Source organism: Achromobacter sp. GbtcB20 (assembly GCF_019091095.1).
GTDB classification, from domain to species: domain Bacteria; phylum Pseudomonadota; class Gammaproteobacteria; order Burkholderiales; family Burkholderiaceae_B; genus Achromobacter; species Achromobacter mucicolens.
Map to the genome: position 1 here is coordinate 50,217 of NZ_JAGXJZ010000005.1, position 21,851 is coordinate 72,067.

The window sequence follows — 21,851 nt, forward strand, 5'->3', positions numbered from 1 at the left end:
TCTGATACCGAACTTCGTTTCCCCAACCTCCCAGGAGAAAACCATGACGACGCAATCGAATGCACTCGAAAAGAAAACCGCCTATTGGGGCGTGCCGTGGGAAGACGCGTATGGGTATGCGCAGGCGGTGCAGGTGGGCAACGAGATCTACGTGTCGGGCCAGCTCAATCACGACCAGGATGGCAACCTGATCGCGCCGGCCGAACTCGACGACCAAGGCAAGCCGCGTAATTTTTCCACCATGGAAGCGCAGATGCGTGCGACCTACGAGAACCTGGCGGCCTTGCTGGGCAAGTTCGGCGCCACGCTGGATAACGTCGTGGAAGAAACGCTGTACGTCTTGGACGTCGATGCCGCCTTTGCGGCGGCGGGCAAGGTGCGCAAGGCCGCCTACGGCACCGATCGTCCCCAGGTCGCCAGCAACCTGATCGGTGTCTCCCGGTTGGCGATGCCCGCGCAGTTGATCGAGATCGCCTGCAAGGCGGTGCTGCGCCCTCGCACTGCCGATTGAGGATCCGTCAGGTCCTTGACGGGGGCCGCGCCTGGCGGCCCTCGATCAAGGCCTTGTGCTTGGCCACGGCCGCGGCGCAAAAACGCATGAAGATCTGAACGCGCCGTGAGCGCCGGATGTCGGGATGGGTGAGCAGCCAGAGTTCATCCGCAAGCTCGGGCACGACAGGACCCACGCGCACCAGGTCGGCCATCGTGTCTCCCAGCATGCAGGGCAGATAGCCCACCCCGAGCCCCGCGGCGATGCCCGCGCCGACGGCGGCGACCGAATCGGATCGGTACGCGATATTCGCGGGCGCAACCCGGCCTTCAATAACGCGAGCGGCCTTCAATCCAGCCAATCCGCCCGCGTAGGACACCCAACTCAGGTCGTGAATGCGGTCCGCCGCAGGCGCCTTGCGCCGAAACTGTTGCGCGCTTCCGTAAGGCGCCCACGCGATGCCCGCCAGCTTGCGCCCGACCCAGCTCTGCGGCGGCCGTTGGGTGGCTCGTAGCGCGATGTCCGACTCGTCCCGGGCAAGGTCCAGCGTGTCGTTCCCGACCAGGACCTCAATCGACAGCGAGGGGTGGCTTGCCCTGAATTCGGCAATGATGGGCGTCAGGAAATACAGCAGCAGCGAGTCGCTGGTGGCAACCCGAAGCGTGCCCTGCGGGTCATGCGTGGAACCGGAAATGCGGCGAGCCACACTGACGACATCGAGTTCGACACGCTCGCTCAGCGCGCGAAGCTCCATCCCTTCGGCGGTCAGCTTGTAGCCTGCGCGCCGCCGGTCAAACAAGGCAACGCCCAGCGCAGCCTCGGCCTGCGCCACGCGGCGCGATACCGTCGAGGCATTGATGCCGAGCTTTTCGGCCGCCAAGGACCGATTGCCGCAATCGCTCAACACTTTGACGATGCGCAGGTCATCCCATGACAACGTGTTCGGCGCGGCGGCGTTGTCCAAGACGAGGCTGGTCGCAGACGGGGGAAGGGCTTTGGCAGGTTTTGGCGGCGCCATGATCGGCAGATGTTCTTACGTGGGCGTGAGACGTAAGCGTAAAACGTAAGCCCCCATCGCAGGCGTCAAATCAAAGCGTTGAACGGAAAGGATGCTTAACGCCGTGAAAAGCGCTTAAGCACAGAGAATGCGCATAACCGAATCCGCATAACCGAATCCGCATAACCGAATCCGCATAACCGAATCCTCATAACCGAATCCGTATAACCGAAGGGCGCATAAACAAAAGGCCCCTATGAAGGGGCCCTGGAAAGCGTACAGCTTGTCTGGATTGGCGCGCCCGACAGGAATCGAACCTGTATCAAGAGCTTCGGAAACTCTCATTCTATCCATTGAACTACGGGCGCAGCGCAAGGAGGCGGTATTGTACCCAGTTTTGCGGGATCTGCATGAACTGGATCAAATCTTCCGGCAAACTCATCGAAAACCCGTCCTGACACATTGGACGATCGTCCCTGACACCGTTATATAATCCAGCGTTTGCTTGCAGGCGGGCATGGGTTGCCGCCGACTTGTGCAGTACTGATTTTCTGTTGCCGCCGCCAAGGCGCCCCCGGTACCCGTTAGCAGGATTTGGTCATGAGCAACGAGCAGGAACACATAGAAGAGCACTCCTCCCCCATCAAGACCCCGAAGCAACTGATCGTCACGGTCGTCCTGGCTTTCGTGGTTCCCATCGCCATCATCATCCTTCTGGTGAACATGGTGGTCACAGGCACCAAGACCGGGGCCGGGTCGGACGCCCTGTCCGGCGAAGCGGTCGCCCGGCGGATCGCCCCCGTGGCAGGTTTCGAACTGGTTGATGCCAACGCGCCCAAGGTCTTCAAGACCGGCGAGCAGGTCTTTGCCGCTGTCTGTACGGCCTGTCACACCGCTGGCGTGGCGGGCGCTCCCAAGATGGGCGACAACGCCGCGTGGGCGCCGTTCATCAAGGCAGGCTACGACGAGATGCTGAAGGTCGCGCTGCACGGCAAGGGCGGCATGCCCGCCAAGGGCGGCAACCCGGCCCTGTCCGACTACGAAGTCGCGCGCGCCGTGGTGTACATGGCCAACAAGTCCGGCGCCTCGCTGGAAGAACCCGCCGCTCCCGCTGAAGAAGGCGCCAAGAAGGAAGGCGAGGCCGCAGCCGCGCCGGCTGCACAGGCCGCTGCTCCGGCTGCTGCCGCACCGGCTGCCGCAGCACCGGCTGCCGCAGCCGCACCCGCTGCTGCCCCGGCCCCCGCCCCGCAGGCTGCCGCCGTTAATCCGGCCGGCGAAAAGCTCTACAAGACGGCCTGTTTCGCGTGCCACGCCACGGGTGTCGCCAATGCGCCCAAGTTCGGCGACAAGGCCGCCTGGGAGCCCTACATCAAGACCGGCATGGACACTATGGTGAAGGTCGCCATAACGGGCAAGGGCGCAATGCCTCCCAAGGGCGGCGCCGCCAACGCCTCCGAAGAAGACATCCGCGCCGCCGTGCAATACATGGTGGATGCCGCCAAGTAATACCCCGCCGGCACGACAGGCAACAAAAAGCCCCTTGATGATTCAAGGGGCTTTTTTCATGGCCGCAACGTCTTCATACGTTGAAAAGGTGTCTGACACCCGTTGAGACACCGCCGCATATTGACGACCATCTCGCCTGGGTGTCAGACACCTTCCCTCCGTGTCAGACACCTTGCCGCGCAGCGATCACTTCGCCGTCGACTTCAGCAGCGACATGCCCAGTTGCACGCGGCGTTGCAGCCACAGGCTCGGACGGTAACGGGTGTCGCCCGTGACGCGCTGCATGCTCTTCAAGATTTCCAGGATGCGGTCCGCGCCCAGCTTGTCGCCCAGCGCCAGCGGACCCACCGGATACCCCAGACCCAGCGTCACGGCCAGGTCGATGTCTTCGGGCGTGGCGATCTTTTGCTGCGCGATGTCGCAGGCGATGTTCACGATGTGCGCCACGATGCGCTGGGCGATGAAACCCGGCGAATCCTCGATCACCGTGACGGGCACGCCGTCCGCAGCCAGCAGCGCATGCGCGGCGTCGCGCCACTTGGCTTCGGTGGCCGGCGACACCATGATCGTGCGGCGCTTGGCGCCGTCGAACGCATACAACGTGTCCAGGCCCACGGTACGGCCCGCATTCAGGCCTTGCGCGGAGACGGTGGTGGACACGTCTTCACCGAAGGGCGTGACCAGAATCAGCGCATCGGCGTCGGGCGTGGAACCCGTGACCAGCGTGCCGCCCAGCTTTTCCACCAGCGCGGACGCGCGGGCGTAGCCTTCGCCATGCTTGGGGCTGACCCAGACCTTCAGGCCGTCGGGCAGCGCGGGCGCGGCCGCTTCGGCCGGCACCTGCTTCTGGCCGTCGGCGTAGACGTAGAAGCCCTCGCCGGCCTTGCGGCCGATCAGGCCTCCGGCCAGGCGCACCGTCGTGATGGGCGACGGGCGGAAGCGCGGCTCGTCGAAGAACTGGCGGTAGATGGATTCCATCACCGGATGCGAGACGTCGAGCGCGGTCAGGTCCAGCAGCTCGAACGGGCCCATGCGAAAGCCCGCCTGCTCGCGCATGACGGCGTCGACCTGGGCGAAGGTGGCCACCGCCTCCTGCGCCACGCGCAGGCCTTCGGTATTCATGCCGCGGCCGGCGTGGTTGACGATGAAGCCGGGCATGTCCTTGGCGCGCACGGGGGTGTGCCCCATGCGGCGGGCCAGGTCGGCCAGGGCGTCGCCGACTTCCGGCGCGCTGCGCAGGCCGTCGATGACCTCGACCACCTTCATCAGCGCGACCGGGTTGAAGAAGTGATAGCCCGCCACGCGCTGCGGCCGCTTGCAGGCGGCGGCAATCGCCGTGATGGACAGCGACGAGGTGTTGGACGCCAGGATGCAGTCGTCGGACACCACGCCTTCCAGCGCCGCGAACAGATCGCGCTTGACGTCCAGGCGCTCGACGATGGCCTCGACCACGAGCTGGCAGTTCGCCATGTCGGTCAGCGCGGTGGCCGATTCGACGCGCTCGAGCGCGGCCTGCGCGTCGGCGGCGGTCAGCTTGCCCTTCTGGGCCAGCTTCTCCCAGGTCTGGCGCAAGGACTCGCGCGCGGCCGCGATGGCGTCGGCGCTGGTGTCGTACAGGCGCACACGCAAGCCGGCCTGCGCCGCGATCTGCGCGATGCCGCGCCCCATGGCCCCGGCGCCCACGACGCCGATGGTTTGAATGTCCGTCATCAACTATCTCCTGCCTGTATTGGAATGGATCGTGCGCCTGGCGCGGCGCGGCATGCGCAAAAGGCGGCCAGGCCGCCTTCTCGCGCGCGTCAGGCGCGGCTCTGGGCCAGCGCCTGGATTTCTTCGGCCGACAGTCCCAGCTTTTCGGACAGGACCTGCTCGGTGTGCTCGCCCAGCATGGGCGGCGCGCGGCGGTACTCGACCGGACTGCCGGAGAACTTCAGCGGGCTGGCCGCCACGGGCACGGTGCCTGCGGCCGGATGGGGCAGCTCGCGCTTCATGTTGCGGGCCAGCACGTGCGGGTCTTCGTAGACCTGGTCCAGCGTGTTGATGGGACCGGCCGGAACGCCCACGCCTTCCAGCGCGGCGAGCCAGTGGTCGCGCTCGCCAGTGGCCATGCGCTCGGCCAGCAGCGGCACCAGTTCCTCGCGGTTTTTCACGCGCTGCGGGTTGGTGGCAAAACGCGGGTCGGCCGACAGCTCGGGCAGGCCAATCGCGCCGCAATAGTTGCGGAACTGGCTGTCGTTGCCGACCGCCACGATGAGGTGGCCGTCGCTGGCCGCGAACACCTGGTAGGGCACCAGGTTCTGGTGCGCGTTGCCGGCGCGGCGCGGCGCCACGCCGGAGGCCATGAAGTTCAGGTTCTGGTTGGCCAGCATGGCGACCTGGCAATCCAGCAGCGCCATGTCGATGTGTTGGCCCAGGCCGCTACGGGCCCGTTCGTGCAGCGCCGCCAGGATGCCCACGGTGGAATACATGCCGGTCATCAGGTCGGCCACGGCAACGCCTGCCTTCTGCGGACCGCCGCCGGGCAGGTCGTCGCGCTCGCCGGTGATGCTCATCAGGCCGCCCATGCCCTGGATCATGAAGTCATAGCCGGGACGGCTGGCGTAGGGGCCGGTCTGGCCGAAGCCCGTGATCGAGCAGTAGATCAGGCGCGGATTCAACTCCTTCAGGCTCTCGTAGTCCAGGCCATATTTGGAAAGGCCGCCGACCTTGAAGTTTTCTACCAGGATGTCGCTCTGCAAGGCCAGTTCGCGCACGAGTTCGGCGCCACGCGGCGAGGCGATATCCAACGCCACCGACATCTTGTTGCGATTGGCCGACAGGTAATACGCGGCCTCGGTGGTGTCGTGGCCCGCTTCGTCCTTCAGGTACGGAGGGCCCCAGGCGCGCGTGTCGTCGCCCGAGCCGGGCCGTTCGATCTTGATGACCTCGGCGCCAAGGTCAGCGAGGTTCTGGGTGCACCAGGGACCCGCCAGCACGCGGGTCAGATCCAGCACACGTATGCCGGTTAGGGGAGCGGGACGTTGCGACATCGGTAATCTTTTCGCTAGAAGGGAAATGAGAACTTCCCGCCCGCGCCGGGGCGCAAGGCGGACTGGGATTCCGTCATGCCAGAAGGCGGCCCGCCGGGGGCCGCCTTCCGATCAACATTCGTCAGACTGGATATTAGCCTCTCGAACGCGTTGGCCGGACCGCTGGCGGCGGAAAGATCAGGAATGGGCCTTGATGGTCTCGCGCGCAATGACCAGCTGCTGGATCTGCGACGTGCCTTCAAAGATGCGGAACAGGCGCACGTCGCGGTAGAAGCGCTCCACCGCGTACTCGGACATGTAGCCCGCGCCCCCGTGGATCTGCACCGCGCGGTCCGCCACGCGGCCCACCATTTCCGTGGAGAAGAGCTTGCAGCAGGCGGCCTGCATGGTGGTGTTCTCGCCGCGGTCACGCATGCGGGCGGCGTCCAGCACCATGCAGCGGGCCGCGTAGAGTTCGGCCTGGCTGTCGGCGATCATCGCCTGGATGAGCTGGAATTCGGCAATGGGCTGGCCGAACTGCTTGCGCTCGGTGGCGTACTTCACGGCGTCGCGCAGCAGGCGGTCGGCAATGCCCACGCACAACGCGGAAATGTGCAGGCGGCCCTTGTCCAGCACGCGCATGGAGGTCCGGAAGCCATTGCCTTCCTCGCCGCCAAGCAAGGCGCTGGCCGGCACGCGGCAGTTGTCGAACACGACGTCGCTGGTCAGCGCGCCGGCCTGGCCCATCTTCTTGTCCGGCTTGCCGATGATGAGTCCCGGCGTGCCGGCCTCGACCAGGAAGCACGAGATGGAGTTGGCCCGGCGCTCGGGCGCCGTGCGCGCCATGACCGAAAACAGGCCGGCGATGGGCGCATTGGTGATGTAGCGCTTGGTGCCGTTCAGCACGTAGCAATCGCCGTCACGCTCGGCGGACACGCGCAGCGACATGGCGTCGGAGCCCGCATCGGGCTCGGTCAGCGCAAACGACCCGATCAGTTCGCCGCTGGCCAGCTTGGGCAGGTATCGGGCGCGCTGCTCGTCGGTGCCGGCCAGGACGATGGCCTGCGAGCCGATGCCGATGTTGGTGCCGGCCAGCGACCGGAACGCGGGCGAGGTCTGGCCCAGTTCGAACACGACGCGGACCTCTTCTTCCATCGTCAGGCCCAGTCCGCCGAAGTCCGGCGAGATGGACAGGCCGAACAGGCCCAGGTCGCGCATTTCATTGACGATGTCCGGCGGCACTTCGCCGCTGGCGGCCAGTTCGTCCTCGGCGGGAATCAGCCGTTCGTGCACGAAGCGGCGGACGGCGTCGATCAAAAGGTTCAGGGTTTCGGTGTCCAGGGCCATGAGGAAAGTCTCTTAGAGCGAATGCAGGTCAGGGGTTTGGTATGGCGGCGCGTTCAGGGACGCATGCCGCCCACCAGCAGATCGAAATAGCCGTCGGCGATGGTTTCGGCGCTGTCACCCTGCCCGGGCTTGTACCAGCGCACCATCCAGTTCAGCATCGACAGCACGGCACGGCCCGTGGCCGCCACGTCCAACGCGCGGAATGCGCCGTCGGCCACGCCTTGCGCGATCACGTCGCGCAACAGCTTTTCGTAGCTGTCTCGCAGGCGGGCCGCGTCTTCGCGTTCGGACAGCGCCATGCCGGAGTAGCCGATCAGCATGGTCACGAATTGGGCGTGGTGCTGCTCGAAATAACGGGCATGTCCCACCATGAACGCGCGCAGGCGGGCCACGCCGCCCACGGCGCCGGCCACGTCGCGGCCGACGGTTTGCGTCAGGCCTTCCAGCACCTGAAGGATGATGGCGTCGTAGATGTCCTGCTTGGTGGGGTAATAGTGATAGATGGCCGCCTTGGACACGCCGATGGCGGCGGCCAGGTCGGAAATGGAGCTGCCGTCGTAGCCGCTGCGGGCAAACAGCTTGGCGGCTTCTTCCAGGATGCGTTCGCGCGGGGCGGGCAGCGTGGGCGGCCTGCCGGCGCGGGCGCGTTTCTGTACGGGTGGGGCGGTAAGCGCCATGTCGGCCTTTGACAGGGGCCGCGCGGGGCCGAAAAGGTTCTGGCGAACCTCCATTGACAGCCCTTCCGCGCATGCCGTTAAATAAAGATTAATTAATTACCGGACGGTCGGTAGGTAATTAATATACTCCAAAACCAACAACGAGACGACGCCCCATGCCCCATCCCCTCGTGACTGATTTGTATGGCCAGATGTCCCTGCCGGTCATCAGCGCCCCGATGTTCATCGTCTCCAATCCCAAGCTGGTCATCGCCCAGTGCACGAGCGGCATCGTGGGGTCGTTTCCCGCGCTGAACGCGCGGCCGCAGACGCTCTTGACCGACTGGCTCGACGAAGTCCAGGCGGGGCTCGCGTCCCACCGCGAAGCCCACCCCGGCGACCGCGTCGCGCCGTTTGCCGTCAACCAGATCATCCACCAGTCCAATGACCGCCTGGAAGCGGACCTGGCTGTATGCGCCAGCCACCGCGTGCCCCTCATCATCACCAGCCTGCGCGCCCCCGGCGACCTGGTGAAGGGCGTTCACGATTGGGGCGGCAAGGTTTTCCATGACGTCACCACCATCCGCCACGCCGAAAAGGCGCTGGAAGCGGGGGTGGATGGGCTGATCCTGGTGTGCGCGGGCGCGGGCGGCCACGCCGGCACGCTGAGCCCCTTCGCGCTGATCTCCGAAGTTCGCCGCTTTTACGACGGCCCGCTGATCCTGTCGGGCGCCATCACCTCGGGCGCGCATGTGCTCGCCGCGCAGGCCATGGGCGCGGACTTTGCCTACATGGGCACGCGCTTCATCGCCAGCGAGGAAGCCAACGCCAGCGAGGGCTACAAGGCCGCCATCGTCGAGGCCAGCGCGTCGGACATCCTGTACACGCCGTTCTTCACGGGCATCCCGGGCAACTACCTGAAGGCCAGCATTGCCGCCGCCGGCCTGGACCCTGCCAACCTGCCCGCGCCCGATAGCGGCGCCTCCAATTTCGGCTCGACGCGCGTCAAGCCTTGGAAGGACATCTGGGGCGCCGGCCAGGGCGTGGGCGGCATCGCCAGCGTCGAACCCACGCGCAAGATCGTCGACACGCTGCGGCGCGAATACGCCGAGGCGAAAGCCCGCCTGGCCGCGGCCCCGCACGCATGAGCGCCGGCCTGAAGGTCCAGCGCGACGGCGCCGTCCTGACGCTGACGATCGACCGGCAGGACCGCCGCAACGCGCTAGACACCGCCACCTACGCGGCGCTGACCGAGCAACTCTCGCTGGCAAGCGCCGACGTGACGCTGTCCGCGGTCATCCTGACCGGCGCGGGCGATCACTTCACGGCGGGCAACGACTTGCGCGACTTCCAGGCCGAGCGTGGCGCGGGCGACAGCGCGGGCCTGACCTTCCTGCGCGCGCTGACCACGGCCGACGTGCCGGTCATCGCCGCCGTCGAGGGCTACGCCATCGGCATCGGCGTGACGCTGCTGCAGCATTGCGACTTTGTCCACATCGGCGAAGGCGCCACCCTGCGCATGCCGTTCGTCGCCCTGGGTTTGTGCCCGGAAGGCGCGTCCAGCCTGCTGATGCCGCGCCTGGCCGGCCGCCGGGCAGCGCAATGGCTGATGCAGGGCAAGGCCTTCACGGCGGACGACGCGGTGCAGGCCGGGCTGGCCACGTCGGCCACGCCCAAGGGCCAGGCGCTGGCCGAGGCCCAGGCCACCGCCGCGGACCTGGCGCGCCAGCCGCCCGCCGCGCTACGGCTCACCAAGGCGATGATGAAGCGGGCGGACCGGCAGGCCATCCAGGAGACGCTGGACTACGAAGCCCAGCAGTTTCGCGCGCGCCTGCAGACCGAAGAAGCGCAGGCGGCGTTCGCGAAGTTCTTCAAGAAGTAGGTCAGAACGGCGAATCGGGCCGGAAATTCGGCGCCCGGCGTTCGCGCAGGGAATTGATGCCCTCGCGCACATCCGGGCCGCCAAAGCCCATGAATTCCAGCGCCAGCGAGGTGTCGAAGGTCGGCCCCGCCATCCGCAGCCAGTTGTTCAACGAGTACTTGGTCCAGCGGATCGCCGTCTGCGACCCGGCCGCCAGCTTGTTGGCCACCTCGAAAGCCTTGCCGATCAGCTCGGCCTCGTCCACGCAGAGCGACACCAGGCCGATGCGCTCGGCTTCCTCGCCCGACACCGTCTCGCACAGCATCAGGTAGTACTTGGCCTTGGCCATGCCGCACAGCAGCGGCCAGACAATGGCGGCGTGGTCGCCCGCCGTCACCCCCAGGCGGGTATGGCCGTCGATGATGCGGGCGTCGCGCGCCGCGATGGAAATGTCGGCCAACAGCCCGGCCACCAGACCCGCCCCCACCGCCGCGCCGTGCATGGCGGACACGATCGGCTTGCTGCAATTGATGATGTTGTAGACCAGGTCGCGCGCCTCGCGCCAGACGCGGGTGCGCACGTGGAAGTCGTCGGCCATCTGCTGCACCAGCTCCAGGTCGCCGCCGCCCGAGAACCCCTTGCCCTCGCCGCGGATCACCACCACCCGCGTGTCCGGATCGGTGTCGATGTCGCGCCAGATGTCGGCCAGTTCGCGGTGCATGCGGTCGTCGGCCGTGGACAACTTGCCCGGCACGCCGCCCTTGGTCCCCATGATCAATTCCAGCACGCCGCCGGGGTGGCGGCGCAGCTTCAGGGATTCGTAGGCCGAATAGTGTTCCAGCGTAATGTCGGTCATTGTCTGCTCCGGGTCGTCTCTTGGTGGTTCGCGCCCCGCCCGAGGCGGCCGCGTTTTTGCGCACTATAGTGGATACGGCCGACCCGCCATGACGATTTCCCCCCCGGAGCCTCACCCCATGAACACCCCCGCCATCCCCATCGACCGCGCCGCGCTGCCTGCCCTGTTCGCCCCCCGCGCGCAGGATACGCACAAGGGCAGCTTCGGCACCGTGGGGGTGGTGGGCGGCGGCGCCGGCATGACGGGCGCGGCGCTGCTCGCCGCCCGCGCCGCCTTGAAGACCGGCGCCGGCAAGGTGCTGGTGGGCTTTGTCCAGGACACGCTGCCCTTGCCCTGCGACCCCCTGCAACCCGAACTGATGCTGCGCGACTTCCGCTCGCTGCTGGAAGAAGACTGGGGTGTGACCGCCTGGGTCGCCGGCTGCGGAATCGGCACGAGCCAGCTGGCCGCAAATGCGTTGTCGGAGTTGTTCGTCCTGCGGCGCGAGGCCCCGCTGGTGCTGGACGCCGACGGCCTGAACCTGCTGGCCCGGGGCGAAATCCATCCCAACTGGGGAGCCGGCCCCGTCGTGCTGACCCCCCACCCCGCCGAGGCCGCCCGCTTGCTGGGCGGCAGCACACCCGATATCCAGCGCGACCGCCCCGCCGCCGCCCGGCAGTTGGCGCAGCGCTTCCAGGCCTGGATCGTCCTCAAGGGTGCCGGCACCGTCGTATGCGCGCCCGACGGCAGTCTGCACATCAACACCAGCGGCAACCCGGGCCTGGCTACCGCGGGAACCGGGGACGTATTGGCCGGCATGCTGGGCTCCCTGCTTGCCCAGAAACTGCCGCTGGACCAGGCCGTGCACGGGGCGGTCTGGCTGCACGGCGCCGCCGCCGATGCGCTGGTCGCCCAGGGTGTCGGCCCCATCGGCCTGACGGCCGGAGAGCTTGCGGACGCGGCCCGCGCCCTGCGCAACGGGCGCTAAGTCCATGTCCCACAAACATTTTTACAACATACTAGGGTTTTCCCTTAAAATGACATTGCTATTTGCCTAGGGTTATCCCTATAATGGTTTACCCCATGACGAAACGGACTGGAGCCAAACCATGAGCGAACTGACCCTGAACAACACTGCCCGCCTGACCGACGCGCTGGAGCGTGACCTGTTCCGCGGCGCTCTCGAAAACCAACCGAATTCTCACCCGCTGACCAGCCTGAAGAAGGCTGGCCAATCCGTAGCAGCCGCTGTTGCCGCCGTCTTTGCCTTCATCGACGAAGTGAACGAATCGATGAACAAGGCTCGCGCCGCCAGCTCGCGCTTCTCCGGATCGCAGTGGTAATAACAGCCGCGCCAGGCTGATTCGCGACAGATCTCCCGCGAATCAGCCTGGCGCGCTGACGTTGCAGCGCCCGTCGGGTAAGCCCCGGCGCCCGCCGCAACGCATCGGCGCTGATCCCTCACCGGCGCCATCGCGCCGCGGGCGGCCCCTAAAGGCCCCGCGACGCCCTCTTTCCCTCCCCCCTCTCGGCGTTTTCCCTAGCGCCTCGATCGCCGCTGCGCATTGACAGCGCGCGAACCCCCTACCGATAATCGGCCCCTTGCCATCGTGCCCTGGCGACAATTTCCTCGCACGCCCCCGGCCGACGCAGTCGTCCCCAGGCACGCGAGGCCGCCCGCACGATCCGGTTCGTTCCCCATCCGGAGTTGTCACCATGAAGTTGCGCACTACCCTGGCCCTTGTGGCCGCCGCCATCCCCCTGGCAGCCGCCCAAGCCCAGACGCTGAAGATCGGCCTGTCGGCCGAACCCACCTCGGCGGACCCCCACTATCACAAGATGACGCAGAACGACGCGTTCTCCGCGCACGTCTACAACTCGCTGGTGGGCCGCAGCGCCGACATGAAGCTGATTCCCCAGCTTGCGACTTCCTGGAAGAACCTGGACGACCTGACCTGGGAATTCAAGCTGCGCGACGACGTCAAGTTCTCCAACGGCAAGCCGTTCACCTCCGAAGACGTGCTGTTCACGATCTGCCGGACGCTGAACAACGAAACCAACGTGTCGCAGTCCTACATGGACATGACCAAGCGCATCACCGACGTCCAGACGCCGGACGCGCACACCGTCATCATCAAGACGGGTGAACCCTTCCCCCTGATGCCCGCCGAACTGGCCCGCTCGCTGCCGATCATCTGGAACGGCATCGTCGAGCACGGCAAGCTCACGTACGACCCCAAGAAGGGTTGCGGCGTGACGGGCGCCTGGCCCACCGTGGTCGACTTCAACAACGGCAAGGACGCCATCGGCACCGGCCCCTACATGCTGAAGTCCTACGTCAAGGGCACCGGCATCGAACTCGTGCGCAACGAAAACTACTGGGGCGAGAAGCCGCACTGGAAGGAAGTGAAGTTCGTGCCGGTGCCCTCGGCCGGCCCGCGCCTGACCGGCCTTCTGTCCGGCGACTTCGACATGATCGAAAACCCCGCCGCCCGCGACCTGCCGCGCCTGAAGGACAATCCGAAGTTCGGCTTCGTGGCCACGCCGTCCACCCGCCTGGTGTTCTTCCAGCCCGACGTGGCCCGCAACCCGAGCCCGTTCGTCAAGAGCGCCGACGGCAAGAACCCGCTGCAGGACCTGCGCGTGCGCAAGGCCATCAACATGGCCATTGACCGCAAGACCATCACCGCCCGCATCATGGACGGCATGGCCACCCCCGCCTACCAGTACATGCCCGACGGCATGTTCGGCGCGCTGCCCAAGGCCCCGGAAATCAAGTACGACCCGGAAGGCGCCAAGAAGCTGCTGGCCGAAGCCGGCTATCCGAACGGCTTTGAACTGACGTTGTCGTCCACCAACGACCGTTACGTCAACGACGGCCAGATTGCCCAGGCCGTGGCCCAGTACCTGTCGCGCGTCGGCATCAAGACCAACGTGGACGCGATGACCGCCTCCATCTACTTCCCCAAGCGCGCCAAGCGCGAGTTCAGCTTCTCGATGGGCGGCTGGCCGGCGGAAACGGGTGAGGCCTCGGCGCTGTTCCAGCTGTGGGTCGCCACGCTGGATTCGCCCGTCAGCCTGGGCACCAGCAACTACGGCGGCTTCTCGAATGCCGACTTCGACAAGGTCTACAAGCAGGCCATCGTGACGGTCGATCCCGCCAAGCGCGAAAAGCTGCTGCAGGAATCCACCCAGATCGCCCTGGACAACGTGCCGCTGATCCCGCTGCACTTCGAGAGCAGCATCTGGGCGTACCGCAAGGGCATTTCGTACGAAGGCCGCCGCGACCAGTACACCCTGGCCACGTCGGTCAAGCCCGACGCGAAGTGAGCAGGCAGGGCTGAGTAAAGAAGAAACGGCTGCCTCGTGCAGCCGTTTTGCCTTGGGGCGGCGCAGTTGCCGTACCCAGGCCCGCAGCCCCCCGCCTCATCCCCTATACAATCGTCTGGCTTCATCGGAACTGCCATGCCCACGTCTTTGCCCCCGTCTTCGTCCGCGCCCCCGTCTCCCCTGCGTCCTTTCCTGCTGGCCTGTCCGGACCTGTCGGCCGAGCGCGTGGGCAACACCGACACGCCCGGCGTCTGGCATTTCGATTCCGGCGCGCCCGGCAAGCGCGTGCTGCTGAGCGCGCTGATCCACGGCAATGAGCTCTGTGGCGCCTGGGCGCTGAAGGACCTGCTTGCCGCCGGCCTGCGCCCGCGCCGCGGCACGCTGACGCTGGCGTTCTGCAACCTGGCCGCGTTCGACCGGTTCGACGCGCGCAACTACGCCCCCGCGCGCTTCGTGGACGAAGACATGAACCGCGTCTGGAGCGACGACAAGCTTTCCGTACCGACTTCGCAGGAGCGCCGCCGCGCCGCAGCCCTGCGCCCGTGGGTGGAACAGGCCGACTGGCTGCTGGACTTTCACTCGATGAGCAATTCCGACGTGCCGCTGCAGCTGACCGGCCTGGAACAGCGCAACATCGATCTGGCGCTCGCCCTGGGCAATCCCGCCACCATCATTGCCGACGCGGGCCACGCCGCCGGCGTGCGCATGCGCGATTTCGGCCGCTTCGGCGAAGCCGGCGACAACGGCACGCGGTCCCTCCTGATCGAATGCGGCTTTCACGGCGCCCCCGAGGCGCGCGGCGTGGCCGCCGACCAGATGGCGCGCTTTCTGGTGCAGGCCGGCACCGTGGACCGCGGCGACATCCCCGCCGCCTGGTTCGCGCCCGGCGCGCCGCTGCAGCGCGCGCTGCGCGTCACGCACGCCGTCGCCGCCAAGAGCGCCGACTTCCGTTTCGCCGAGCCCTGGAAGGGCCTGGAAACGCTGCCCCGCGCCGGCACCGTCATCGGCTGGTCGGAAGGCGAGCCCGTCACCACGCCCTACGACAACTGCGTGCTCATCATGCCGTCCACCGCCAACCTGCGGGCTGGCGTGACCGTCGTGCGCCTGGCGCAGCCGATCACCTAGCGTGCAGGCTGGCCTGACTTGAATATCCGGGCCCTGTCCGCCAGGCCCGCCCGATAACCCCGGCTTTTCCCCAACCCCGAGCCCACCAAGGAAATCATCACGTGGCCTTGTTCATCCTACGCAGACTGATACAGAGTCTGTTCGTGCTGCTGGCCGTTTCGGTCGTGGTCTTCTTCGCGGTGTATGCCGTGGGCGACCCGATCGAGCTGCTGGTCAGCCCCGAAGCCAGCCAGGCCGCGCGCGAGGCGATGATCGCCCGCCTGGGCCTGGACCTGCCCGTGTGGCAGCAGTACACCGGGTTCCTGTGGCGCGCGCTGCATGGCGACCTGGGCACCTCCTTCGTGCACGGCATTCCCGCGATCGAACTGATCGTGCAGCGCATTCCGGCCACGTTCGAACTGGTGTTCGTCGCGATCATGCTGACCTGTGTGATCGGCATTCCGCTGGGCCTGGTCGCGGGCCTGTACCGCGACGAGTACGTGGGCCGCGGCATCATGGCCTCGTCGGTGCTGGGCTTTTCGCTGCCGAACTTCTGGCAGGGCATGATGCTGATCCTGCTGTTCGCCGTCTGGCTGGGTTGGCTGCCCGCCACGGGCCGCGGCGACACGGTCGACGTGCTGGGCGTGCGCCTGTCCATCCTGACCGCCGACGGCTGGTCGCACCTGATCATGCCGGCGATCAACCTGGCGCTGGCCAACATCGCGCTGGTGCTGCGCATGACCGCCTCGGGCGTCGTCGAGGCCCGCAGCCAGGACTACGTGAAGTTCGCGCGCGCCAAGGGCGTCAAGCCGGGCCGCATCGTGCGCCGCCACATCCTGCGCAACATCCTGATCCCCGTGGTCACGGTGATCGGCATGGAATTCGGCACGCTCATCGCCTACTCCACCATCACCGAAACCGTGTTCGCGTGGCCCGGCATGGGCAAGCTGCTGATCGACAGCGTCTACCAGCTCGACCGTCCCGTGGTCGTTGCCTACGTGATGCTGGTCACGCTGATCTTCGTCGTCATCAACCTGGTTGTGGACATCCTGTACGCGGCGCTCGACCCGCGCGTGCAGCTCGTGGCCCCCGCTCAATAAACCGCCATGGCTAATACTCCGAATCCTGGCCGCACCCGCACCGTCCAGCCCCTGGCCGAGACGCCGCGGCGCGCCGCCATCCTGAAAAAACTGCACGCGCGCCCGACGGTGCGCGGCTCCGTCATCGCGCTGGCCGTCCTGGTGATCCTGGTGGTCTTCGCGCCGTTCTTCGCGCCGCAGAACCCTTACGACCTTGCCAACCTGTCGCTCATGGACGGCCGGCTTGCGCCGCGCCAGGCGCTGATGGACGGCAGCATCGCCTGGCTGGGCACCGACGACCAGGGCCGCGACATGCTCAGCGCCATTTTGTATGGCCTGCGCATCAGCCTGATGGTGGGCCTGTCCGCCGTCGTGCTGGCCACCGCCATCGGCGGCGCGATCGGCCTGGTTGCCGCCTACGTGGGCGGCTGGGTCGACACCGTGCTGATGCGCATCGTCGACTTCATCCTGGGCTTTCCGACCATTCTGGTGGCGCTGGTGCTGCTGGTGGTGCTGGGCCGCGGGGTCGACAAGGTGATTCTTGCGCTGGTCCTTGTGCAATGGGGGCACTACGCGCGCATCATGCGCAGCCGAGCCCTGCAGGAACGCCGCAAGGAATACGTCGAGGCGGCCGCCAACCTGGGCTTTCCGGCCTGGCGCATCATGCTGTATCACCTGCTGCCCAACTGCCTGGGGCCGGTGATGGTGTTCGCCACCATCCAGATCGCCACCGCGATCGCGCTGGAAGCGACGCTGTCGTTCCTGGGCGTGGGCGTGCCGATCACCGAACCGTCGCTGGGCCTGTTGATCTCCAACGGCTTCCAGTACCTGCTGTCGGGCGACTACTGGATCAGCCTGTTCCCGGGCATTGCGCTCCTGGTGCTGATCCTTTCCATCAACATCGTGGGCGACCGCCTGCGTGAAGCCCTGGACCCCCGCCGAGCATGAGCGACATTCTTCTTGATGTGCGCGGCCTGCGCACTGCATTCCATACCGAGGCCGGCGCGTGGCTGGCGGTCGACGGTGTCGACCTGACCGTGCGCCGTGGCGAGATCGTGGGCCTGGTGGGCGAATCCGGTTCCGGCAAGTCCGTGACGGGCTTTTCGCTGCTGGGGCTTATCGACACGCCGGGCGAAGTCGTCGACGGCGAGGTGAAGTTCAAGGGCACGGACCTGCGCAAGCTGTCCGAAGAGCAGATGCGCCAGTTACGCGGCAACCGCATCGCCATGATCTTCCAGGACCCGCTGATGACGCTGAACCCGGTGCTGCGCATCGGCGAGCAGATGATGGAAGCGATCCTGACGCACGAGGACGTGCCGCGCGCCCAGGCCGAGGAGCGCTGCCGCGAGGCGCTGGCCATGGTCGGCATCCCGTCGCCGGAAAAGCGCCTGAAGAGCTACCCGCACGAGTTCTCGGGCGGCATGCGCCAGCGCGTGGCGATCGCCATCGCGATGCTGAACAAGCCCGACCTCATCATCTGCGACGAGCCCACCACGGCGCTGGACGTGACCATCCAGGGCCAGATCCTCTACCGCATGCAGCAGATCTGCCGCGAGCACAACACGGCGCTGATCTGGATCACCCACGATCTGGGCGTGGTGGCCGAGCTGGCCGACCGCGTGGCCGTGATGTATGCCGGCCGCATCGTCGAAAGCGGCCCGGTCGAGCAGGTGCTGGATGCGCCGCGCCACCCCTACACCCGCGGCCTGTTGGACTCGATGCCCGGCGCCACGCAACCGGGCGCGCGCCTGCACCAGATCAATGGCATGGCGCCCAGCCTTGCCGCCCGTCCGGCGGGCTGTGCGTTCCGGCCGCGCTGCACCCACGCGGTCACGCGCTGCACCGAGCAAGCCCCCTCCGTCACCACCGAAGGTTCGCGCAGCTATCGCTGTTACGTGCCGATCGCCCGCGAGGCACAGTAAGCAATGAGCCAAGCCGATACCCCCGTCATCGAGCTCAAGAACGTCCACAAGCGCTTCGAGCAGCGGCCTGACCTGGCCCAACGCATTCTCGCCCTGACCGGCCGTCCCATCGACCGCCGCACCGTGTACGCGGTCAACGGCGTGGACCTGTCCATCAAGCGCGGCGAAGTCGTGGGCCTGGTGGGCGAGTCCGGTTGCGGCAAGTCCACGCTCGGCCGCGTCGTGGCCGGCCTGCACCGCCAGACCGAAGGCGAGCTGCTGTACCAGGGCATGGACGCAAACCGTCTGCGCGGCGCCGACAAGCTGGCGTACACGCTGGGCGTGCAGATGATCTTCCAGGACCCGCAGGCGTCGCTGAACCCGCGCCAGCGGCTGCGGCAGATCCTGGGCGAATCGCTGAAGGTGCACAAGCTGGCGCCTCCCAACGAGATCCCCGCCCGCATCGACCAGGCGCTGACCGAAGTGGGCCTCGCCACGGAATACCGCGACCGCTTCCCGCATCAGATCTCGGGCGGCCAGCGCCAGCGCATCGGCATCGCCCGCGCGCTGATGGTGGCCCCCAAGTTCCTGGTCTGCGACGAGCCCGTTGCCGCCTTGGACGTGTCGATCCAGGCGCAGGTGATCAACCTGTTCATGGACCTGCGCGAGCAGCACGGCTTCACGTATCTGTTCATCAGTCACGATCTGGGCGTGGTCAAGCACATCTCGGACCGCGTCGCGATCATGTACCTGGGCAAGATCGTCGAGATCTCGACGTCAGCCGAGATCTTCGCCCGCGCCAACCATCCGTACACGCAGGCGTTGATGGCCGAGGTGCCGGACGTGGCGCGCCGCGGCCGCAAGTTCACGCCGATCAAGGGCGAGATTCCGTCGCCGCTGAATCCGCCTTCCGGCTGCACGTTCAATCCCCGTTGTCCCCACGCGATGCCGCGCTGCCGTGAAGTGGCGCCGCCCTTGAAAGAAATCTCGGCTGGCCACTGGTCGGCCTGCCACCTGAACGAAGCGAGCGCCTGATGAAACCTTCCGACATGTCCAATGTGGACCGCATCGCCATCGAAATGGGCCATGCGGGCCGCAACGCCATCCTGTACGTGGATGAGGACCGCAACTACGACCGTCCGTTCAAGCTGCAGACCTACCGCCCTTACGGCTACACGCCGGACCGCCCGGTGGTGATCGTGCAGCACGGCGTGCTGCGCAACGGCGACGAATACCGCGACTTCTGGGTCGAAGCCGCCGACAAGCACAAGCTGCTGATCGTGGCGCTGACATTCTCGAACGAGATCTGGCCGGGCGTTGAAAGCTACAACAATGGCCGCGTGTTTTCGGCGGGCGGCAATCCGCGCCACATCGATGGCTGGACGTACGCGCTGGTGGGCAACGTCATCAGGGACATGATTGCCGGCGAGATCACCGACGGGCAGAACGTCTACCTGTTCGGCCACAGCGCGGGCGGCCAATTCGTCCATCGCCTGATGAGCAGCCAGCCGCATGCGCCCTTCAAGGCGGTGACGGCGGGCAATCCCGGCTGGTACACGCTGCCGACGTTCGACTATCCCTATCCCGAGGGCATGGACGGCGTGGGTCTGACCGAGGACCACCTGGTCAAGCTGCTGGCCTACCCGATGACCATCCTGGCAGGCGACAAGGACATCGAGACCAACGACCCGAACCTGCCGTCCGAACCCGCCGCCATGCGCCAAGGCCCGCACCGCTTCGCGCGCGCGCAGAATTACTTCGAATTCGGCCGCAAGGAAGCCGAGCGCCGCGGCGTGCCGTTCGGCTGGAAGCTGCATGTGGTGCCCGGCATCGGCCACGACGGCCGCGCCATGTCGGCCGTCTGCGCGAGCCTCTGGTTCGACGGCAAGATGCCCGACGACGCCGAACTCGCCCGCCTGGCCGGCCAGCAGGTCGCCTGAACCCTTTTCCCATCGCTGAACCCCGATATCGCCATGTCCAACACCCAGAGCACTGAACAGATCGTCGCCGGCATCCAGAGCTGGCTGCAATGCGAGTCGCCGTCGAACTTCCCCGAAGGCATCGCCGCGATGGCGCGCATCATCGCCGACTACGCGGCCGCCGCCGGCCTGACCGTTGAGCTGTCGTCGCTGGGCCCCACGACGGGGCCGCTGCTGTACGCGACCAACCGCGCCCCCGGCGACACGCGTCCGGGCATCCTGATCCTGGCGCACATGGACACGGTGCATCCGGTTGGCACGCTGCTGGAAAACCCCGTGCGCATCGACGGCGACCGTCTCTACGGCCCGGGCAGCTATGACATGAAGGCGGGCATCTACCTGGCGCTGACGGCCCTGGCCGGCGTGGCGCGTCCGGGCGCTACGCAACTGCCGGTGGACTTCCTGGTGGTTCCCGACGAAGAAACCGGCAGCCACGCCTCGCGCCCGCACATCGAGCGCTTCGCCGCGAACGCGAAGTACGCGCTGGTCTGCGAACCTGCCCGCCCCAACGGCGGCAAGTGCGTGACGGCGCGCAAGGGCACGGGCATGCTGAACCTGAACGTCAAGGGCCGCCCCGCCCACGCAGGCATGCAGCACGAGAAGGGCCGCAGCGCGATTCGCGAAATGGCCCACCAGGTGCTGGCGCTGGAAGCCATGACCGACTACGACCGCGGCATCACGGTCAGCGTGGGCACGATCGCCGGTGGCACCGTCACCAACACGGTGCCGGCCCTGTGCCGCTGCGTCGTCGACTTCCGCGTGCCCGACATGGGCGCCGCCGAAGACGTGCTGCGCCGCATGCGCGAACTGTGCGCGGTGGGTCCGGACGTTGAACTGGACATCGACGTCGAACTGAACCGCCCCCCCATGGTCAAGACGGAAGAAGCCGCTGCATTGCTGGCATTGGTGCAAGGTTTCGCGGACCGCGCGGGCTTCCTGCTTGAAGACGCGCCGATGACGGGTGGCGGCAGCGACGCCAACTTCACGTCGGCAATGGGTATTCCGACGCTGGACGGTCTCGGCGCGGATGGAGATGGGGCGCATACGCTGAACGAGTATGTGCTGGTGTCTACGTTGGAGCAGCGGTTGAAGTTTTGGGAATTGCTGCTGCGGGATTTGGCTTGAAGGTTTGGTTTTTTGGATGTTGTTGGTGGGGTTGATGGGGGTTGATGTCGCGCGGGGGGGGAGTTCTTTTGACGCCCGGCGCGGCGTGGGCCTGGGGTGGGCGGGGCTCCGATTGCGGTCCGGAGCCTTCGCTCCGGACTTGCCTAGGCGGCCCCCCCCGTGCACAACCTCGTCCGCCTTCGGCTCCCTTCGGTTTCCGCCGGGCGCATCTAAACGCCCCGCCCACCCCAGGCCCACGCCACACCGGGCTCTGCGGTTGAATCTTTACGGGCGGCGGGGCGAGTCGGGTTCTTGAGGTTCTTGCACGCAGTCGCTTGGAAGAGAAGCGTCTTGCGGTGCCCGTCCCCGTTCGGCCGCGCGGGCGGCCTCCGGGGACTTACGCGGCGTCTTGCGTCGTAGCTTTGACGCTTCGCGTGTGGCTGCTTCCTCTCAAGGTGTCTGACACCCTGGTGAAATTCCCGTCATGCCAAGTGCGTCTCCCTAGGGTGTCAGACACCGGCAGCAGCAGACGCGCTGGGCACGTTCAGGCAGAGACGCCAATAATCGCCACTTGAACCCCAGTGCGCGATGGGCGGCGCGTACGGGTCGGCAAGCTGTGGCGACCCGTCGCCGCGCCGCCCATCACCGCCCCTC

The 21,851-nt window shown here is 66.7% G+C and carries 20 protein-coding genes and 1 tRNA gene; 14 read left to right on the plus strand and 7 right to left on the minus strand.

From position 1 onward, the window contains the following. The first annotated feature begins 43 nt into the window (after positions 1-43). A complete protein-coding gene (locus tag KVT32_RS09305; RefSeq protein WP_217618080.1) occupies positions 44-511 on the plus strand; it encodes a Rid family hydrolase in 468 nt (155 codons plus the stop codon). A gap of 7 nt (positions 512-518) precedes the next feature. Here KVT32_RS09305 and KVT32_RS09310 read toward each other — a convergent pair whose 3' ends face one another. Both KVT32_RS09310 and KVT32_RS09315 read right to left on the minus strand, forming a co-directional pair. Next, positions 519-1,454, minus strand: a complete 936-nt coding sequence (locus KVT32_RS09310; RefSeq protein ID WP_217618081.1) for a LysR family transcriptional regulator — start codon at positions 1,452-1,454, stop codon at positions 519-521. A gap of 326 nt (positions 1,455-1,780) precedes the next feature. Further along, a tRNA-Arg gene (locus KVT32_RS09315) sits at positions 1,781-1,855 on the minus strand. Between the two features lie 232 nt (positions 1,856-2,087). Between KVT32_RS09315 and KVT32_RS09320 the strand changes: the two genes are divergently transcribed. Continuing rightward, the gene (locus KVT32_RS09320) at positions 2,088-2,993 is read left to right on the plus strand and encodes a cytochrome c5 family protein (RefSeq protein WP_152383252.1); all 906 of its coding nucleotides are present in this window, start codon (positions 2,088-2,090) and stop codon (positions 2,991-2,993) included. 186 nt (positions 2,994-3,179) lie between these two features. On the opposite strand, the gene KVT32_RS09325 is transcribed toward KVT32_RS09320, so the two are convergent. The 4 genes from KVT32_RS09325 to KVT32_RS09340 form a co-directional block, all read right to left on the minus strand. Beyond that, positions 3,180-4,703 (minus strand): 3-hydroxyacyl-CoA dehydrogenase, encoded by a 1,524-nt coding sequence (locus KVT32_RS09325; RefSeq protein ID WP_217618082.1) that lies wholly within the window; start codon positions 4,701-4,703, stop codon positions 3,180-3,182. 89 nt (positions 4,704-4,792) lie between these two features. Further along, complete coding sequence (locus tag KVT32_RS09330; protein ID WP_217618083.1) at positions 4,793-6,022, minus strand: CaiB/BaiF CoA-transferase family protein; 1,230 nt, start codon at positions 6,020-6,022, stop codon at positions 4,793-4,795. 177 nt (positions 6,023-6,199) lie between these two features. Further along, entirely contained in the window at positions 6,200-7,348 is a 1,149-nt protein-coding gene (locus tag KVT32_RS09335) for an acyl-CoA dehydrogenase family protein (protein WP_063956629.1), read from the minus strand. A 53-nt stretch (positions 7,349-7,401) separates the two neighbouring features. Further along, on the minus strand, positions 7,402-8,025 hold the full coding sequence (locus KVT32_RS09340; RefSeq protein ID WP_217618149.1) for a TetR/AcrR family transcriptional regulator: 624 nt from the start codon (positions 8,023-8,025) through the stop codon (positions 7,402-7,404). Positions 8,026-8,180: 155 nt separating this feature from the next. Here KVT32_RS09340 and KVT32_RS09345 point away from each other — a divergent pair, with 155 nt between their 5' ends. Then, complete coding sequence (locus KVT32_RS09345) at positions 8,181-9,152, plus strand: nitronate monooxygenase family protein (RefSeq protein WP_062839571.1); 972 nt, start codon at positions 8,181-8,183, stop codon at positions 9,150-9,152. Beyond that, positions 9,149-9,886: an enoyl-CoA hydratase-related protein gene (locus KVT32_RS09350; RefSeq protein ID WP_180100438.1), complete on the plus strand. Its 738-nt coding sequence runs from the start codon at positions 9,149-9,151 to the stop codon at positions 9,884-9,886. Before KVT32_RS09345 ends, KVT32_RS09350 begins: the two co-directional genes overlap by 4 nt. Before the next feature lies 1 nt (position 9,887). On the opposite strand, the gene KVT32_RS09355 is transcribed toward KVT32_RS09350, so the two are convergent. Beyond that, a complete protein-coding gene (locus tag KVT32_RS09355; protein WP_056327593.1) occupies positions 9,888-10,721 on the minus strand; it encodes an enoyl-CoA hydratase/isomerase family protein in 834 nt (277 codons plus the stop codon). A gap of 118 nt (positions 10,722-10,839) precedes the next feature. Between KVT32_RS09355 and KVT32_RS09360 the strand changes: the two genes are divergently transcribed. The 10 genes from KVT32_RS09360 (at position 10,840) to KVT32_RS09405 (ending at position 21,218) form a co-directional block, all read left to right on the plus strand. After that, positions 10,840-11,688: an NAD(P)H-hydrate dehydratase gene (locus KVT32_RS09360; RefSeq protein ID WP_217618084.1), complete on the plus strand. Its 849-nt coding sequence runs from the start codon at positions 10,840-10,842 to the stop codon at positions 11,686-11,688. 121 nt (positions 11,689-11,809) lie between these two features. Beyond that, positions 11,810-12,043 carry a hypothetical protein gene (locus tag KVT32_RS09365; protein WP_217618085.1) on the plus strand — a complete coding sequence of 78 codons (234 nt, stop codon included), beginning with the start codon at positions 11,810-11,812 and terminating at the stop codon, positions 12,041-12,043. 373 nt (positions 12,044-12,416) lie between these two features. Continuing rightward, the gene (locus KVT32_RS09370; protein ID WP_152383246.1) at positions 12,417-14,030 is read left to right on the plus strand and encodes an ABC transporter substrate-binding protein; all 1,614 of its coding nucleotides are present in this window, start codon (positions 12,417-12,419) and stop codon (positions 14,028-14,030) included. A 135-nt stretch (positions 14,031-14,165) separates the two neighbouring features. Beyond that, positions 14,166-15,155, plus strand: coding sequence for a succinylglutamate desuccinylase/aspartoacylase family protein (locus KVT32_RS09375; protein WP_217618086.1), 990 nt, complete (start codon positions 14,166-14,168; stop codon positions 15,153-15,155). A gap of 101 nt (positions 15,156-15,256) precedes the next feature. Further along, positions 15,257-16,234, plus strand: coding sequence for an ABC transporter permease (locus KVT32_RS09380; RefSeq protein ID WP_062839574.1), 978 nt, complete (start codon positions 15,257-15,259; stop codon positions 16,232-16,234). A gap of 6 nt (positions 16,235-16,240) precedes the next feature. Continuing rightward, complete coding sequence (locus tag KVT32_RS09385; protein WP_063955397.1) at positions 16,241-17,161, plus strand: ABC transporter permease; 921 nt, start codon at positions 16,241-16,243, stop codon at positions 17,159-17,161. After that, on the plus strand, positions 17,158-18,135 hold the full coding sequence (locus tag KVT32_RS09390) for an ABC transporter ATP-binding protein (RefSeq protein WP_217618087.1): 978 nt from the start codon (positions 17,158-17,160) through the stop codon (positions 18,133-18,135). Before KVT32_RS09385 ends, KVT32_RS09390 begins: the two co-directional genes overlap by 4 nt. Positions 18,136-18,138: 3 nt before the next feature. Then, positions 18,139-19,149 carry an ABC transporter ATP-binding protein gene (locus tag KVT32_RS09395; RefSeq protein WP_056327600.1) on the plus strand — a complete coding sequence of 337 codons (1,011 nt, stop codon included), beginning with the start codon at positions 18,139-18,141 and terminating at the stop codon, positions 19,147-19,149. Then, the gene (locus KVT32_RS09400) at positions 19,149-20,054 is read left to right on the plus strand and encodes a S9 family peptidase (protein ID WP_217618088.1); all 906 of its coding nucleotides are present in this window, start codon (positions 19,149-19,151) and stop codon (positions 20,052-20,054) included. The genes KVT32_RS09395 and KVT32_RS09400 overlap by 1 nt, the downstream gene beginning before the upstream one ends. A 33-nt stretch (positions 20,055-20,087) precedes the next feature. Beyond that, positions 20,088-21,218, plus strand: a complete 1,131-nt coding sequence (locus KVT32_RS09405; RefSeq protein ID WP_062839577.1) for a M20 family metallopeptidase — start codon at positions 20,088-20,090, stop codon at positions 21,216-21,218. The last annotated feature ends 633 nt before the right edge of the window (positions 21,219-21,851 follow it).

Bases quoted from the DNA above. Each gene is read 5' to 3' on its own strand.
- KVT32_RS09305 (WP_217618080.1), top strand. From the start codon at position 44: ATGACGACGCAATCGAATGCACTCGAAAAGAAAACCGCCTATTGGGGC.
- KVT32_RS09320 (WP_152383252.1), top strand. From the start codon at position 2,088: ATGAGCAACGAGCAGGAACACATAGAAGAGCACTCCTCCCCCATCAAG.
- KVT32_RS09325 (WP_217618082.1), bottom strand. From the start codon at position 4,703: ATGACGGACATTCAAACCATCGGCGTCGTGGGCGCCGGGGCCATGGGG.
- KVT32_RS09330 (WP_217618083.1), bottom strand. From the start codon at position 6,022: ATGTCGCAACGTCCCGCTCCCCTAACCGGCATACGTGTGCTGGATCTG.
- KVT32_RS09335 (WP_063956629.1), bottom strand. From the start codon at position 7,348: ATGGCCCTGGACACCGAAACCCTGAACCTTTTGATCGACGCCGTCCGC.
- KVT32_RS09340 (WP_217618149.1), bottom strand. From the start codon at position 8,025: ATGGCGCTTACCGCCCCACCCGTACAGAAACGCGCCCGCGCCGGCAGG.
- KVT32_RS09345 (WP_062839571.1), top strand. From the start codon at position 8,181: ATGCCCCATCCCCTCGTGACTGATTTGTATGGCCAGATGTCCCTGCCG.
- KVT32_RS09350 (WP_180100438.1), top strand. From the start codon at position 9,149: ATGAGCGCCGGCCTGAAGGTCCAGCGCGACGGCGCCGTCCTGACGCTG.
- KVT32_RS09355 (WP_056327593.1), bottom strand. From the start codon at position 10,721: ATGACCGACATTACGCTGGAACACTATTCGGCCTACGAATCCCTGAAG.
- KVT32_RS09360 (WP_217618084.1), top strand. From the start codon at position 10,840: ATGAACACCCCCGCCATCCCCATCGACCGCGCCGCGCTGCCTGCCCTG.
- KVT32_RS09365 (WP_217618085.1), top strand. From the start codon at position 11,810: ATGAGCGAACTGACCCTGAACAACACTGCCCGCCTGACCGACGCGCTG.
- KVT32_RS09370 (WP_152383246.1), top strand. From the start codon at position 12,417: ATGAAGTTGCGCACTACCCTGGCCCTTGTGGCCGCCGCCATCCCCCTG.
- KVT32_RS09375 (WP_217618086.1), top strand. From the start codon at position 14,166: ATGCCCACGTCTTTGCCCCCGTCTTCGTCCGCGCCCCCGTCTCCCCTG.
- KVT32_RS09385 (WP_063955397.1), top strand. From the start codon at position 16,241: ATGGCTAATACTCCGAATCCTGGCCGCACCCGCACCGTCCAGCCCCTG.
- KVT32_RS09390 (WP_217618087.1), top strand. From the start codon at position 17,158: ATGAGCGACATTCTTCTTGATGTGCGCGGCCTGCGCACTGCATTCCAT.
- KVT32_RS09395 (WP_056327600.1), top strand. From the start codon at position 18,139: ATGAGCCAAGCCGATACCCCCGTCATCGAGCTCAAGAACGTCCACAAG.
- KVT32_RS09400 (WP_217618088.1), top strand. From the start codon at position 19,149: ATGAAACCTTCCGACATGTCCAATGTGGACCGCATCGCCATCGAAATG.
- KVT32_RS09405 (WP_062839577.1), top strand. From the start codon at position 20,088: ATGTCCAACACCCAGAGCACTGAACAGATCGTCGCCGGCATCCAGAGC.